The sequence below is a fragment of the Cupriavidus plantarum genome (assembly GCF_905397285.1).
GTDB classification, from domain to species: domain Bacteria; phylum Pseudomonadota; class Gammaproteobacteria; order Burkholderiales; family Burkholderiaceae; genus Cupriavidus; species Cupriavidus plantarum.
Map to the genome: position 1 here is coordinate 23,728 of NZ_CAJPUX010000016.1, position 15,786 is coordinate 39,513.

The 15,786-nt window shown below is 67.2% G+C and carries 11 protein-coding genes; 7 read left to right on the forward strand and 4 right to left on the reverse strand.

The window, feature by feature from the left end; genetic code table 11:
• Nucleotides 1-5: 5 nt before the first annotated feature.
• Nucleotides 6-1,178, reverse strand: a complete 1,173-nt coding sequence (locus KHP16_RS27780; RefSeq protein ID WP_109585557.1) for a GGDEF domain-containing protein — start codon at nucleotides 1,176-1,178, stop codon at nucleotides 6-8.
• Between the two features lie 272 nt (nucleotides 1,179-1,450).
• On the opposite strand from KHP16_RS27780, the gene KHP16_RS27785 reads away from it, so the two are divergent.
• The 4 genes from KHP16_RS27785 to KHP16_RS27800 are packed head-to-tail and all read left to right on the forward strand — an operon-like array spanning nucleotide 1,451 to nucleotide 7,391.
• A complete protein-coding gene (locus KHP16_RS27785; RefSeq protein ID WP_244836095.1) occupies nucleotides 1,451-4,681 on the forward strand; it encodes a response regulator in 3,231 nt (1,076 codons plus the stop codon).
• Nucleotides 4,682-4,689: 8 nt separating this feature from the next.
• Nucleotides 4,690-5,544, forward strand: a complete 855-nt coding sequence (locus tag KHP16_RS27790; RefSeq protein ID WP_115953450.1) for a CheR family methyltransferase — start codon at nucleotides 4,690-4,692, stop codon at nucleotides 5,542-5,544.
• A 9-nt stretch (nucleotides 5,545-5,553) separates the two neighbouring features.
• The gene (locus KHP16_RS27795) at nucleotides 5,554-6,213 is read left to right on the forward strand and encodes a chemotaxis protein CheB (RefSeq protein ID WP_115953449.1); all 660 of its coding nucleotides are present in this window, start codon (nucleotides 5,554-5,556) and stop codon (nucleotides 6,211-6,213) included.
• A gap of 26 nt (nucleotides 6,214-6,239) precedes the next feature.
• Complete coding sequence (locus tag KHP16_RS27800) at nucleotides 6,240-7,391, forward strand: hybrid sensor histidine kinase/response regulator (protein ID WP_115953448.1); 1,152 nt, start codon at nucleotides 6,240-6,242, stop codon at nucleotides 7,389-7,391.
• 54 nt (nucleotides 7,392-7,445) lie between these two features.
• Here the strand turns inward: KHP16_RS27800 and KHP16_RS27805 are convergent, their stop codons facing one another.
• Nucleotides 7,446-7,643, reverse strand: a complete 198-nt coding sequence (locus KHP16_RS27805) for a DUF2188 domain-containing protein (protein WP_109585478.1) — start codon at nucleotides 7,641-7,643, stop codon at nucleotides 7,446-7,448.
• A gap of 215 nt (nucleotides 7,644-7,858) precedes the next feature.
• On the opposite strand from KHP16_RS27805, the gene KHP16_RS27810 reads away from it, so the two are divergent.
• Together KHP16_RS27810 and KHP16_RS27815 are read left to right on the forward strand one after the other, a co-directional pair.
• Nucleotides 7,859-8,179, forward strand: coding sequence for a hypothetical protein (locus KHP16_RS27810; protein WP_115953447.1), 321 nt, complete (start codon nucleotides 7,859-7,861; stop codon nucleotides 8,177-8,179).
• Nucleotides 8,180-8,360: 181 nt separating this feature from the next.
• Nucleotides 8,361-8,972 (forward strand): alpha/beta hydrolase, encoded by a 612-nt coding sequence (locus KHP16_RS27815; RefSeq protein WP_244214623.1) that lies wholly within the window; start codon nucleotides 8,361-8,363, stop codon nucleotides 8,970-8,972.
• A 4-nt stretch (nucleotides 8,973-8,976) separates the two neighbouring features.
• On the opposite strand, the gene KHP16_RS27820 is transcribed toward KHP16_RS27815, so the two are convergent.
• On the reverse strand, nucleotides 8,977-9,798 hold the full coding sequence (locus KHP16_RS27820) for a MipA/OmpV family protein (RefSeq protein WP_109585556.1): 822 nt from the start codon (nucleotides 9,796-9,798) through the stop codon (nucleotides 8,977-8,979).
• A gap of 247 nt (nucleotides 9,799-10,045) precedes the next feature.
• A complete protein-coding gene (locus tag KHP16_RS27825; RefSeq protein WP_109585475.1) occupies nucleotides 10,046-10,516 on the reverse strand; it encodes an ion channel in 471 nt (156 codons plus the stop codon).
• 185 nt (nucleotides 10,517-10,701) lie between these two features.
• Here KHP16_RS27825 and KHP16_RS27830 point away from each other — a divergent pair, with 185 nt between their 5' ends.
• Entirely contained in the window at nucleotides 10,702-15,573 is a 4,872-nt protein-coding gene (locus tag KHP16_RS27830; protein WP_244836097.1) for a response regulator, read from the forward strand.
• The last annotated feature ends 213 nt before the right edge of the window (nucleotides 15,574-15,786 follow it).

Sequence of the window (15,786 nt, forward strand, 5' to 3'; positions counted from 1 at the left end):
CACGTTCACTCGGTGCCTGCCGCGGTCTCGTGCTCGGGCGCCGCGAACTCGTAGCGGCCCTTCCCCTGCGCCTTGGCCATGTACAGCGCGCGGTCGGCCATGTTCAGGATGGCGTCCGCGTTCTGGCCCTCGGGCCGGACGTGCGCAATGCCGATACTCACGCCGAGCCGCACCTGCATTCCGCCCGACAATTCATAGCTCGCGCCAATCTCGCGCAAGAGTTGCTGGGCCAGCGCCTGCACGCTCTCGCGGCTTTCGTTGCGCAGCATGATCACGAATTCGTCCCCGCCGATCCGGTAGACGTGCCCGCGCCCCGGTACCGCATCGCGCAGCCGCTCGCCGACGCGCACGAGCAGTTCATCTCCGCATCCATGGCCATACGAATCGTTGATCGGTTTGAAACCATCCAGATCGAGATATAGCAGTGTCAGGTAGCGCCCCGCCGCCATGCGTGCCGCGCTGGCCTCTCGGATCTCAGCGATCAGGCTCGCGCGGTTGAGCAGGCCCGTCAGCGAGTCGTGCCGCGCGCGATGCGCGTTCTCGCGCTCGGACCGCATCGTGGCCACGACCATCGCGTTCATGCGGAACGAGGCGCTGGACATGCTCACCACGTACACCGGCAATTGCAGGAGCGTAAGCAGGAACAGCGGTTCGCCGACCACGAGCGCGCCGACGCAGGTCGGTCCCAGGCTCAGCAGGATCATGAGCGTGGTCATGCGGGGCGCCCCGTAATTGCGGAAGCAGATGCCGCCGCACATCGCCGCCGCGGAGAGACAGGCCATTGCCGCGGACAGCCAGTCGCCGCGCGTGACACAGAGGAACGTCCCGAAGCCGACGCTGGCGGCCCACGCCAGCGCGAGCGCGATATGCAGGTCGGTGGGCGTGGGCTGTCGCGCAATGCCGGCGCGCCGCGCGAGGGTCATCACGACGATGCGCGCGAGGCAGATCGCGACCTCGACGGCCAGCCAGCCATAGAATGGCGCGGTTCTCATATGGAGCGTGATGACGAGCCCCACGAGCACCGTGTTCAGCATGCCACCATAGAAGATGGAGAGCGTGCCAAACAGGCTGCCCACCAGCGCCTGGCGGATTTCAGGCGTGACGTCGCGCCCTGGATCCGCGATCCAGCGAATAAAGCGCCACCGCGGGGACGTATAGACCCGGGGCGACAGGAACATGGGCGAGTACGGTTGCGTCATCTGCCGGCATTTTGCCAGACCGGTCAGAAAAGTCCGCGCGTCCGAAGGGGGGTATCGGGCGGTTCGAAGCCGTGCGCCGGGCCCTATGAGGCGGCCGCGCATGGTCTGCCGCGGCGCACCCATTGTCGGCGGCACACCGACAGCCATGCGCTGACACGCGCGGTAGGATGGAGCGCCTTGCGCCACGGTTTGCCCGCCTTGCCTTCCTCCCCTGGCAAAGGGTCCGGTCGCCCCCACTCCCGTTGATCTCCATGATCGGTTTGAGACAGACCTCGTTTCAACGTTTCCTGATTGGCACGATCGTCGTGCCCGTCGCGCTTGCGGTCGTCTTCGTCGCGGACGCGGTGACGCCGCTCGGGGTCACCGCGTGGCTGTTCTACCTCATTCCGGTCTGCATCGCGCTGTTCGCGGACAGCCCGCGCTTGCCGCTGCTGACGGCCGCGAGCACGTCCATCCTGCTCGTGGTCGGCTTCTTCCTGTCGCCGGCGGGGGCGGACCCGGGCATCGCGATCGTCAACCGCAGCATCGGTTTCGTCGTCATCTGGTTTCTCGCCGTCACGGTTTATCGCTACACGGTCTCGCGACTGGCGGTGCAGCGCAGCGTATGGCTGCAGCAATCGCAGGTCCGGATCCACCAGGCCGTGCGCAATCCCCAGTCGGCCGGCAACGTGGGGGATGCGCTGGTGCGCGCGCTGGCCCAGACGCTGGGCGCGCACGTCGGCGCGGTGTACGAGTGCGATGGCGGCTCGCTGCGGCGGCTCGCGGGCTGGGCGCTGCCGCAGTCCACGCCAGACGTGCTGGCCTCGGGCCAGACCATCGCCGGACAGGCCGCGGCGGAGGGCCGCGTGATCGCCATCGGCGGACTTCCCGCGGATTACCTGCCCGTGTCGTCCGCGCTCGGCCGCACTGGCGCCGGCGAGATCATCGCCGCGCCGCTGCTCGCCGAGGGGGAGACCGTCGGCGTGGTCGAACTCGGCTTCGTCGGCATGGAGCGCGACACCGCGGACGTGGTGGAGCTGTTCGAGCGCCTCGGCGAGCCGATCGGCATGCTGCTGCGCGCGGCGCTCTACCGGCGTCGGCTGGAGACGCTGCTCACCGAGACGCAGCGTCAGAGCGAGGAGCTGCAGGTCCAGCAGGAAGAGCTGCGGGTCTCCAACGAGGAACTGGAGGAACGCGGCCGCGCGCTGATGGAATCGCAGGCACGGCTGGAGGCCCAGCAGGCGGAACTCGAGCAGACCAACGTCCAGCTTGAGGAACACGCGCAGCGACTGGAGGCGCAGAAGCGCGAGATGCTCGCGTTCCAGGCCGAACTGGCCGCCAATGCGCGCGCGCTCGAGCGCTCGAACCAGTACAAGAGCGAGTTCCTCGCCAACATGTCGCACGAACTGCGCACGCCGCTGAACAGCGCGCTGATCCTGGCGAAGCTGCTGCAGGAAAACAAGCCCGGCACGCTGAACGAGGAGCAGGTGCGTTACGCGGCCACGATCCATGCGGCCAACACCGATCTGCTGAATCTCATCAACGACATCCTCGATCTGTCGAAGATCGAGGCGGGCCACCTGACCATCGAGCCGGAAGAGGTCGATGTGGAGACGTTCGTCCGCACGCTGGAGCACATGTTCCAGCCGGTGGCCGCGCAGAAGCGCCTGGCGATGCGCGTGGAGACGATGCCGGGCACGCCGCCGACGATCGTCACGGACAGCCAGCGCCTGCAGCAGGTGCTCAAGAACCTGCTGTCGAACGCGTTCAAGTTCACGGAGCAGGGCAGCGTAACCCTGGCCATCGCCGCGCAGGGCGACGATACCGTGCGATTCGAAGTGCGGGACACGGGCATCGGCATCCCGCGCGACAAGCAGCAGGTCATCTTCGAGGCGTTCCAGCAGGCGGATGGCACCACGAGCCGGCGCTTTGGCGGCACGGGGCTGGGATTGTCGATCTCGCGCGAGCTGACGCGCCTGCTCGGCGGCACCATCGCCGTGGCGAGCGAGCCGGGACAGGGCAGCGTGTTCGCGCTGACGTTGCCACGCGTGCTGGGCGCCGACGACGAGACGCGGCGAGCGGGTCTGGTGACAACCGGTGTGCCGTTTGTGCCGGTTTCCCGCGCGGCGCCCGCCGCTCCCGCTGCCGCGTCGGCCGCGGCGCCGACGGCTTCACGCGTGCCGGCGCCCGCGATGCCCGGCCCCGCGCCGGACATGCCCGCGAACGGCTCGCCGGGCGCTTTGACGGCCGGATCGACACCCGGCAACCCGCACTGGCCCGCGCCGATCGCCGACGACCGCGAGCGGCGCTCGCGCGGCAGCCGCCTGATTCTCGTGGTCGAGGACGACCTCGCATTCGCCGACATCCTCTACAACCTGGCGCACGAGCTCGACTTCGACTGCATCCATGCGACGACGTCGGGCGCGGGCCTGGAACTCGCGCGTGAGCATCAGCCCTGCGGCATCCTGCTCGACGTGGCGCTGCCCGACCAATCGGGCCTGACGCTGCTCGACTGGCTCAAGCACGATCCCGCCACGCGCCACATCCCCACGCACCTGATCTCCGTCAGCGACCATGCGGAAGCGGCGCTGCATCGGGGCGCCATCGGCTACACGTTCAAGCCAAGCGGCCGCGACCAGCTGGCCGCCGCGATTCGGGGGCTTGAAGCGCGCATGGTGCAGGGCATGCGCCATGTGCTCGTGGTGGAAGACGACGCGGTGCTGCGCGAAAGCATCCGCGCGCTGCTGAACTCGCTCGAGGTGGAGATCGTCACGGCCGACAGCATCGCGGAAGCCGCCGCCGCGCTGTCGCGCCAGCGGTTCGACTGCGTGGTCATGGACATGGCGCTGCCCGATGGCACGGGCCACGATCTGCTTGCCCGCATGGCGGAGGACGCCGGCGACGACGCGCAGGCGATGCCTCCTGTTATCGTCTACACGGGCCGCCAGCTGTCGGCCGAAGACGAGCAGCGGCTGCGCCGCCATTCCAAGTCGATCATCATCAAGGGCGCACGGTCGCCCGAGCGCTTGCTCGACGAAGTGACGCTGTTCCTGCATAGCGTGGAATCGGCCCTCCCGCCCGAGCAGCAGCGCATGCTGCGCGACGCGCGCAGCCGTGACGATGCGTTCGACGGCCGCAAGGTGCTGCTCGCGGAGGACGATGCGCGCAACATCTTCGCGCTGTCGCGCGTGCTGGAGCCACTCGGCGCTACCGTGGAGATCGCGCGAAGCGGCCGCGAGGCGCTCGACAAGCTCGCGGAGCAGGGTGACGTGGACCTTGTGCTGATGGACGTCATGATGCCGGAGATGGATGGCATTACCGCGATGCGCGCGATCCGCGCCATGCCGCAGCACGGACGGCTGCCGATCATCGCGCTCACAGCCAAGGCGATGCCGTCGGACCGCGAGGCCTGCCTGCAGGCCGGCGCCAACGACTATATCGCCAAGCCCATCGACGTCGACAAACTTCTTTCCCTGTGCCGCGTATGGCTACACGCAAGCTGAAACCCCAGATGTCCCTTCCGGACGACGCGAACGGCGATATCCGATTGCCCGATGCGACGTTCGAGATCGAACTCGACCTGCTGCTGGAGGCGATCTTTCGCAAGTATCAGCACGACTTCCGGCGCTACGCGCGCGCGTCGCTGCGTCGCCGGCTTGCGCAGGCGACGCAGGACTTCGGCCTGGAAACGCTGTCGCAGTTGCAGGACCGCATGCTGCGCGATACGGCAGTCTTCGCGCGCCTGCTGCAGTACCTCACCGTGCAGGTCAGCGAGATGTTCCGGGACCCGAGCTACTTTCGCGCGATTCGCGAGCACGTGGTGCCCGTCCTCCAGACCTATCCGTCGGTCAACGTGTGGGTGGCCGGCTGCAGCAGCGGCGAGGAGCTGTGGTCGCTCGCGATCCTGTTCGAGGAGGAAGGCCTCGCCGAACGCACGGTGTTCTATGCCACCGACATCAATCCGGAAGCGCTCGTGGCCGCGCGCGCGGGCGTGTACGATGCGGGCCGCCTGCGCGTGTTCGGCGAGAACTACCTCGCGGCCGGCGGACGCCGCTCGCTATCCGACTACTATCATGCCGCCTATGGCAAGGCCAAGTTCAGCGCGAACCTGATTCGCCAGTCGGTGTTCGCCGACCACAGCCTTGCCACCGACAGCGTCTTCCAGGAGGCGCAGCTGATCTCGTGCCGCAACGTGCTGATCTATTTCGATCGCGGATTGCAGGACCGCGCGATCGGCCTGTTCCGCGATGCGCTCGCGCGGCGCGGTTTCCTCGGGCTCGGCAGCAAGGAGAGCCTGCAGTTCACGGCCCACGCGGGCGACTTCGAGACCGTCGACGCACGCGAACGGTTGTATCGCAAGGTCTGAGGCATATCCATGAGCGCGCGCCCTTCCCCCCCGCCTGTGCAGCCTTCTTCCAACGGCAAGCCGACAACGATGCCGCGGCGGCGTCCGGCCGCGATCGTGATCGGCGCATCGGCGGGCGGCATCGAGGCGCTCAACGTGCTGCTGCCGCAGCTGCCCGCGGACTTTGCACCGCCCGTCATCGTCGTCATGCACCTGCGGCCCGATACGCCGAGCCTCCTGCCCGAGGTCTTCGGCGAGCGCTGTGCGCTGCCGGTGCGCGAGGCGGAAGACAAGATGCCCGTGCTGCCTCGACACATTTATACGGCACCCTCCGACTACCATTTGCTGGTGGAGCGAGACGGCCTTATCGGGCCGGGCGAGGGTGCATCGTTCTCGCTGTCGGTGGAGCCGCCGGTGCGCTATTCGCGGCCGTCGATCGACGTGCTGTTCGAGTCCGCCGCGGTGGCGTGGCGCGACGGCGTGCTGGGCATCCTGCTGTCCGGCGCCAATGACGATGGGGCCCGCGGCCTGCACGCGATTCGCGCGGGCGGCGGTATGACATGGGTGCAGTCCCCCGCGAGCGCGGCGGTGGCGACGATGCCCGAACATGCGATCGCGCGCGGCGCCGCCGATCGCATTCTGCCGCTGGCCAATATCGGCGAGGCTCTGCGCCGGGAATTCAGCGAATGAAGTAGCGAAAGACGATCACGAACACCATGTCCACACCCATCAAGATCCTTGCGGTCGACGACATCGCGAGCAACCTGACGGCGCTCGATGCCGTGCTGGCCAAGCCCGATGTCGAGATCGTCCATGCCAACTCCGGCGCGCAGGCGCTGGAACTGCTGCTCGAGCACGAATTCGGCCTCGCCATTCTCGACGTCCACATGCCGGAGATGGACGGTTTCGAGCTGGCCGAACTCATGCGCGGCAGCAAGCGCACCAGCCATATCCCGATCCTGTTCCTGACCGCCGCGGGCGAGGACAGCCAGCGCGCCTTCCGGGGTTACGCGAGCGGTGCGGTGGACTTCCTGTTCAAGCCAATCGATGCGCGCGTGCTGGCGGCCAAGGTGGACGTGTTCGTGCAGCTCGCACGCAACAAGCAGCAGATGGCCGAGCAGCTCAAGACCGCCGAGCAGTTGCTCAAGACCAACGAGATGCTGATGGCCGTGCTGGCGCACGATCTGCGCACGCCGCTGTCGGCCATCATCGCATCGGCGTCCTTCCTCGGGCGCTTCGGCGGCGAAGAGAAACTGCGGCCCGCGACGGACCGCATCCAGCGCAGCAGCGAACGTATGGCGCGCATGGTGGACCAGCTGCTGCACGTGGCGCGTCTGCATGGCGGCCGCGTGCATCTGAATCCGATGAAGGAGGATGTTCACGCCATCTGTACGGCGATCGTCGACGAGTACGAGGTGGCCTACGGCAAGGGTCGCATCACCATCTCCTCCCACGGCAATACGATGGCGCAGATCGATCCGGACCTGATCTCGCAGGTCATGACGAACCTCATCGGCAATGCCCTGCATCATGGCGATGCGCAGACGCCGATCTCGGTAGAGGTGAATGGCGAGGATGCCGCGCGTGTGTCGATCACGGTGCGGAACGGCGGTGCGATCGATCCCGCGGTGCTGCCGCATATCTTCGAGGCATTTCGTTCGGGCGCGTCGAGCGGCAGCCAGAGCGGTGCGCTCGGCGGCGTGGGTGGTGTGGCAAATGGCGGGGGAATGTCCCAGGGCCTGGGGCTGGGCCTCTACATCACGCGCGAACTCGTGACGCTGCATGGCGGCACGGTCGATGCGCACTCGGGTGAGGGGGAGACGGTCTTCCTGGTAACGCTGCCGCGCGAGGGTTCGGCGGGAGAGTGAGCGTGCGCGCCCGGTTGATTTAACCGGGCGGCAGCGTGTAGCGGTGTTTGAAGATCAGGCCGGCATGCTGCGCGCGCGGACCTCGCCGTCGGTGCCGTGCACCAGCAGCTCGACCTTCGTCAGGCGTGCGCGGCGCGTGCCAGCGGCGATCGCTTCATCGAGCGTCGCGTGGTGGGACTCGGCATAGCGCGAACCTTCGTGAATGACGTCCCAGCCGGCACCGTACGGCATGACATGAAGCGTGGCTTCCATGGTGATCTCCTTCTGTCTTTCAGTCTGGTGGCATCAATCTTGCGCGCTGAAACACCTTGTAACTATCCGGCGCTGTCTGACACGTTTGTCAGTTTTGGAGGACGCAAGACCCGTGCCGGGTGGGGGATAAGACGACTCGCGCGCACACGACATTGCGAATCGCCGACGTACTCCTATGCTTCAGCAATACGAGATACGACGTGCAGGAGTTGACCATGCAAGCGAGGTTCGCGCGCGGCATCGCGCAGATGCCCCTGACGGTACCGGCCCGGGAGGTGTCGATGGCGGAGGAGGCCGCGACGCCCGAGGTCGGCGATCTGGTCACCGTCTGCAGCCGTGACCAGCAGACGGAATTCAGCATTCGCCTGACCGGTGTGGCCGGGCCCGATCTCTGGTACGGCAAGATTGACGCGATCAGTCGCGGGGCCGAGATGCTCGTGGTGGCGGAAGGTCTGGAACTCGACGATTGCGTCAGCGTGCGGCGCGCGGAGATCGCGGCGGTAGTGTCGGGAGCGCAGCCGGACCGGCCACACTGATTGCGGCGCGGGCCATGCTGCGGGTATGCTGCGTCGCACATCGAACGCATTCTCTCGCTCACCCATGGTCTCGCCCCCCAACGCTTCAAACGCTTCCAACGCTTCCAGCAACGCCGCCAACGCCTCTCCTCCTCCGACCCGCCGCGAATCATTCCCCGGTCCCGCGGGCGCACTCGAAGTCTTGATCGATACGCCGGTTGCCGCCCCCACGGGCATCGCTGTGGTCGCGCACCCGCATCCGAGCCAGGGCGGCACCGCCGAACACAAGATTCCGCAGGTGCTCGCCCGCGCGCTGCAGGGGCATGGTTTCCTCGTGGCGCGGCCGAACTATCGGGGCGTCGGCGCGAGCGAGGGCAGCTACGATGGCGGCCCGGGAGAAGCGCAGGACGTGCTGGCCGTCATGCGCGCGCTGCGCGCACGGCATGCCGGTCTGCCGCTCGCGCTGGCCGGCTTCTCGTTCGGCGCCTTCGTGCTGACGCTCGGTCTCGGTGAAATCGTGGAGGACGGTGCGTCCATTGCGCACCTGATCCTCTCGGGCATGCCCAGCGGACGGTTGTCGGAGACCCTCGCCTACGACACGCCCGCGGTAGCGGAGGCCGCGCCGGATGCGCTCGTCGTGCATGGCGAACGCGACGAACGCGTGCCGCTCATCAACGTATTCGAATGGGCACGCCCGCAGGAGCTGCCGGTGGTGGTGATCCCCGGCGCCGGGCACTTCTTCACGGGGAAGCTGCCGGCCCTGCGCACCGTCGTGGAGGGATACCTGCGCCGGCCGCGGCCCGCGCAGGCATGAGCGGTCAGAACTGATAGTTGACCGAGATATCGCCGGTCAGGTTCGTCGAGCGCTGCACAATGGGGCTGTTGCGCGCGTCGCCGACCAGGGCCGAGACGCCGAAATCGGCGGTGGCGAACCAGTGCTTGCTGAACATCCAGATGGCGGACACGCCGCCGCCATAGGACTTGATGCCGCCGCTCGGGTGGTATTCCGCGTAGCCAGACCGCGCCGCCTGCTGCCCGTTCACGCCGAACCATGTCTGCATGTAACGCGAATCGGCAAAGGTCATGGTCGGGCCGAGGAACCAGAAGAATTTCTCCGAACTGCCCGGCATCGGCATATAAGCGCCCACATCGCCGACCCAGCCATCCGAGCCGCCCAGCTGGCGCCGGATATTCGCGCGGATCACCAGCGGAAATTCCTTCGACACGACGTACTCCGCGAAGATCTTCGACTCTGGCACGATGCCGATATTGCCCATGCCGGCCAGATGGTCGTGGTCTTTCTTCTCGCGGCGGCCCATGTCGTAGGTGATGGCCAGGCCCGCACGAACGCGTTCGGTATGGATGGCGTTGAAGCCGATCCCCTCCCCCGTCGAGGCGAATGCGAGGTCCTTGTAGCGCACGTCGATGCTGGGGCCGCCAAGGATGTAGTAATCGCTTGCACCGTCATAGCGCGGCCGCACCGTCATGGCGGCACCAACACGGACTTCCCAGGTCGGCAGGTCGGGAGAAAATAGCTTGCGCAGTGGCACGCCGACCGAATACTGCCATTCCGGCAGCGGCGACGGCGTCTGGGCATGCGCCTGCGACGCGAGGCACGTCGCGAAGAGGGCGAGCAGCATGCCAATCCATGCGCCCAGTGGCCCGAGTTTTTTCTTGTTCGTGGTCGGCACGATTCCCTCCGAGTTTGATCAGACAGCGCCGTGGATGACGGCAACTTATCTTTTCATCGAACGCCCCGCCGTCGCAACTTCCTCGAATCTCACAAGTTTGTAGGAGGGACGCCGATTTCGAGCTTAGCCTTCCGTGCTTAAGATCGCCTCCGGTAACGTCACCGTCATTGTCTTTTCGGACCGCGCTACCGCGGGGTCAGGCGCTGTCGTCCACCTCCCCCGCATCGTCCGCGCGCCAGTCCCGCCGCATTTGCAGGAACGTGAACGACGTCGACCAGCCGATCAGCATCAGGCCGACGACCGGCTCCACGGCCGCCAGGAGCCGCAGCGGACCCACCGGGAAGATGTCGCCGATGCTCTGCGTGGTGAAGGTTTCGAGAGAGAAATAGATGTACGCGGCGGTGCCGTGGTCGGGCATCCCCTTGAGGGAGCCGACGTGGAACACGTCTGTGCCCAGCCAGTATCCCAGGCCAAACATCATGGCCTCGACGCAATGCGCCGCGATGATCAGCACGATCATCGCGCCGATATTGACCTTGCCGCTCCAGCGGCGGGGGTGGATGGCGGAGATCAGCCGCAGCGCTTCGTAGTGCATCGCCACGGTGATGATGGTGAGCACCGCCGTCATGGCGATGGCGATCAGGTAGGAGCCCGTAGTGTCTTGCATGGCAGGCAGGTTCGGGAGGAGTCGGAGACACTATACGCCGGTGTTGTCGGACGCCGGTCGGTGATGTGTACCGATTGCGTTACCGCGCGTACGCGGCGATGATCACAATCACGCCCTTTTGGGACGGAGGATGCGGTGCCGAGCGTGCGATCGCAGGGCGGGAGAACGGAATGACGAACTCCGGGATGACCAACTTCGGAATGCACCCGGCCGGGAGCGCCGGCCCGGCTGAAGACGGCTCGCCCGCGTTTCTCGCGGGCGGCGGAGAAATGGGGGCGCGCATACGCGCGTTCGACTGGAGCGCCACGGCACTGGGCGCTCCGGCGCAATGGCCGCAGAGCCTCAAGACCGCGATCCGCATCATGCTGACGTCGCGGCAGCCGATCTGGATCGGCTGGGGCGACGAACTCCTTTTCTTCTACAACGACCCGTACAAGGCCATCATCGGCGGTCGCCATCCGTCGGCGCTCGGGTTGCCGACCATGACGGTATGGCGCGAGATCTGGGACGACATCGGCCCGCTACTCGCCACCGCCATGGCGGGCGTCGAAGGGATCTTCGTCGAGCAGAAGCTCCTGATCATGGAGCGCAACGGCTATCCCGAGGAAACGTATTACACGTTCTCGTACAGCCCCGTACCGGACGATCACGGGGGCACCGGTGGCATCATCTGCGCCAACAGCGACGACACCGAACGCGTGCTGGCCGAGCGCCAGCTCATGCTGCTGCGCGAGCTGGCTGCCTCCACCGCGGAGGCGCGCACGCGCGAGGAGGTCTGCCGCGTGGCGATGCAGGCCCTGCGGAGCGACCCGTACGACGTCACGTTCGCGCTGCTCTATCTGGGCGAGCGGGGGGCCGGTGAACTGACGCTGGCCGGCCGCGAGGGCATCGCCGCCGATCACGCGATGGCCCCGGCGACGCTGCGCGCTGAATCGCCCGATGCCGATGCCGCATCCGATGCGCCCTGGCCCGCCTACGAGGCGCTGCAATCGGGCCGCGTGCTGGTACGGGAACACCCGGCCGACGTCGAAGCGCTGCCGGGCGGCGCCTGGAGCGTGCCGCCCACGCAGGTGGCCATCGTGCCCGTGTCCCCGTCCGGCGAGACCTCGCAGCACGGCGTGCTGGTCATCGGCCTGAATCCCTACCGGCTCGTCGGCGATCGCTACCGCAGTTTCCTCGGGCTCATCGCGGGACAGATCAGCGCGGCGTTCGGCTATGTCGATGCCTACGAGGCGGAGCGCCGGCGGGCCGAGGCGCTGGCGGAGATCGATCGCGCCAAGACGATGTTTTTCTCGAACATCAGTCACGAATTCCGCACGCCGCTCACGCTGATGCTGGGGCCGCTCGAGGAAATGCTGAACCGCCCAGGCGGCGGCGAGGATCACGCGCTGCTCGAGATTACGCATCGCAATGGCATGCGCCTGCTCAAGCTCGTGAATGCGTTGCTGGATTTCTCGCGCATCGAGGCGGGCCGCATGCAGATGCAGCCGCAGCCGACCGATCTGTCGGCATTCACAGCGGACCTCGCCTCGCTGTTCCGTTCCGCGATCGAATCGGCGGGGCTGCGGCTCGTGGTCGAGTGCCCGCCGTTGCCGGCGCCCGTTTCGGTCGATCGCACGGTCTGGGAGACGATTGTCCTGAACCTGCTGTCGAACGCGTACAAGTTCACGTTCGAGGGGGAGATCGAGGTGTCCGTGCGCGGGACGGACGCGGGCGATGTCGAACTTGCGATCCGCGATACGGGTATCGGCATCCCGGAAGCGGAGCTACCGCGCCTGTTCGAACGCTTCCACCGCGTCTCTGGCGCGATGGGGCGTTCCATCGAAGGCAGCGGCATCGGGCTCGCGCTCGTGCAGGAACTCGTGAAGCAGCACGGTGGTGTGATCCAGATGGAGAGTCAGCTCGGCGCGGGCACGCGCGCGATCGTTCGGTTGCCGCGCGTGCTGGAACCCGCCGCGGCGCTGCCCGCGCCCGCGCCCGTCGAGATGAGCACGCAAGCGCGTGCCTACGCGGAGACGGCCACGCGGTGGGGGACCGGCGCCGAGACCGTCGCAATGCCGATGGAAGTCACGGTGCCCGCCGCGAACGATGCGATCGACGGCAGTGCGCGCGCCCAGATGCTCGTCGTCGACGATAACGCGGATCTGCGCGAGTACATGCGCCGGCTGCTCGAAGGCGCGGGGCATGCCGTACGCCTCGCCAGCGACGGCAACGAAGCGCTGGCCCTCGCGCGCGCGCAGGCGCCGGACCTGATCGTGTCCGACGTCATGATGCCGGGCATGGATGGCGTGGAGCTGGTGCGCGTGCTGCGCGACGACCCCGCGTTGCGGGACACGCCTGTGCTGCTGCTGTCGGCACGCGCGGGAGAAGAGGCGCGCGTGAGTGGCCTGGAAAGCGGCGCGGACGATTACCTGATCAAGCCGTTTTCGGCGCGGGAACTGCTTGCGCGCGTCGCCAGCAACCTGCAGTTGTCGCGGCTGCGGCGGGAAACGGAGCGCCGCCTGCGCGAGGAATCGCGCGTACTCGAGGTGCTTAATGAGGTCGGCACGACGGTGGCGGCGGAACTCGATCTGGGCCGCGCGGTGCAGGTCGTCACGGATGCCGCGACGGAACTGACGGGCGCGGCGTTCGGTGCCTTCTTCTACAATGTGCTGGACGACAAGGGCGAGTCGTACATGCTCTACACGCTGTCTGGCGTGCCGAAGGAAGCGTTCGACAAATTTCCGATGCCCCGCAATACGGCCGTGTTCGCGCCGACCTTCCTCGGGCAGGGCATCGTGAGGTCCGCCGATATCACCCGCGATCCGCGTTTCGGCCGCAATCCACCGCATCACGGTATGCCGAAGGGGCACCTGAAAGTTTGCAGTTACCTGGCCGCGCCGGTGATCTCGCGCAATGGCGAGGTGCTGGGCGGCCTGTTCTTCGGTCATCCGGAAGCGGGGATGTTCACCGAACGCGCGGAGCGCGTGCTGGTGGGGATTGCGGCGCAGGCCGCGGTGGCCATCGACAACGCGCGCCTCTATCAGGCCGCGCAGGCCGAGATCGCCAAGCGCACGAAGGCCCAGGACGCGTTGCACGAACTGAACGCGACGCTCGAACGCCGCGTCAGCGAAGCCGTTGCCGACCGCGACCGGTTGTGGGATCTCAGCGAAGACCTGCTGATGGTGACGGCGGCCGACGGCACGCTCGAACGCGTGAGCCCGTCATGGCGCCGCACACTGAGCCTCACGCCTGGAGAACTGCTGGGGCGTTCGTGCCTTGTGTTCGTGCATCCAGACGACCTCGTGGGCATGACGGAACAGCTGATCGCGTTGCGCCGCGAGGGCAGCGCGGTGCGTCACGAATGCCGGCTTGGACGGCAGGACGGCAAGTGGCGGTGGATCGCCTGGACGCTCACGCTCGATCCTTCGTCGAGCCGCATCCATGGCGTGGGCCGCGACGTGACGAGCGACCGCGAGGCCGCGGAGGCGCTGCGGCATGCCGACGAGGCGCTGCGCATGGCCCAGAAGATGGAGGCAATCGGCAAGCTGACCGGCGGCGTCGCGCACGACTTCAACAACCTGCTGCAGGTCATCGGTGGCAATCTTCAGCTGCTGGCCACGGACGTGGCCACGGAGGAACGCGCGACGCAGCGCGTGCGCAATGCGCTTGCGGGCGTATCGCGCGGCGCCAAGCTTGCGTCGCAGCTGCTTGCGTTCGGCCGGCGGCAGCCGCTCGCGCCGAAGGTCGTCAATCTGGGCCGCTTCATCCGCGGGCTCGACGACATGCTGCGGCGCGCGCTGGGCGATGGCGTGGAGATCGAGACCATCGTCGCGGGCGGGTTGTGGAACACGCTCGTGGATCCCTTTCAGGTCGAGAACGCGCTGCTCAATCTCGCCATCAATGCACGCGACGCGATGGCGGGTCACGGCCGGCTGACGATCGAAGCCGGCAATGCCTCGCTTGACGAGGCCTACGCGCTGCGCCATGCGGACGTCACGCCCGGCCAATATGTGATGGTGGCCGTGACCGACACGGGCATGGGCATGACCCCCGACGTGCAGGAGCACGTGTTCGAGCCGTTCTTCACGACCAAGCCGGAAGGACAGGGCACGGGCCTCGGGCTGTCCATGGTCTACGGCTTCGTCAAGCAGTCGGGCGGGCACGTGAAGATCTACAGCGAGTCCGGTCTCGGCACGACCGTCAGGCTCTACCTGCCGCGCGAGCGCCAGGAGGAGGATCTGGAGACGGACGTCGACATGGGGGCCGCCACGGGCGGCACCGAGACCGTGCTGGTGGTCGAGGACGACGAGGACGTACGCAATACCGTGGTCGATATGCTGTCGAACCTCGGCTATCGCGTGCTCAAGGCCAAGGACGCGGCGAGCGCGCTCGCCATCGTCGAGAGCGGCGTGCCAGTGGACGTGCTGTTCAGCGACGTCGTGATGCCGGGGCCGATGCGGAGCCCCGAGATGGCGCGGAAGGTGCGCGAGCGGCTGCCCGGTATCGCGGTGCTGTTTACCTCTGGTTATACCGACAATGCCATCGTGCACGCGGGGCGGCTCGATGCTGGCATCGAACTGCTGTCAAAGCCGTACACGCACGAGGCGCTGGCCCGCAAGATCCGCTTCGTGATCGCGCGCGGCGGCGCGGTGCTCGCGCCCGCGCCGGTACCCGAGCCGCACAAGGCAGCGGGGCCGGTCGCACGGCTTGCCGATGTGCGCCTGCTGTTCGTCGATGACGACGATCTTGTGCGCGCGAGTTCCGCGGAGCTGCTGCGCAGCTTCGGCATCGAGGTGATCGAGGCGAGCAATGAGGTGGAAGCGATGCAAGCCCTGCGCGCGCATCGGATCGATGTGATGCTGACCGATGTGGGCCTCGGCAGCGCGTCGGGGATCGACCTCGCGCTGGAGGCCGCGGCGGCATGGCCCGCCTTGCGGATCGTCTTTGTCAGCGGCTATGACGTGACGCTGACACCGGCCCAGCGCCGTGTTCTGCCGCACGCGATTTCCCTGCGCAAGCCGTATGCGCTGGATACGTTCATCGGCGCGCTGCAAAGCGTCGTCGCGGGGACGTAGGACCGGCGGGCGAAAAAAAACCGGCGGCTCGAAAGCCGCCGGTTTCTTGCGCCCCTCGGTCGCGGTGGGAGGGTCCGCGAGACCGGGTCTAAGAGAGGAAACGCCGGAGCAACTGGTTTAGGCGATCAGACTAGCGCGCCGTCGGTGTAGACATCGGTACCGCGGGCGCCGTCGTAGTACGGGCTACGCGGGCGGTTGATGTCGCGGGCGCCG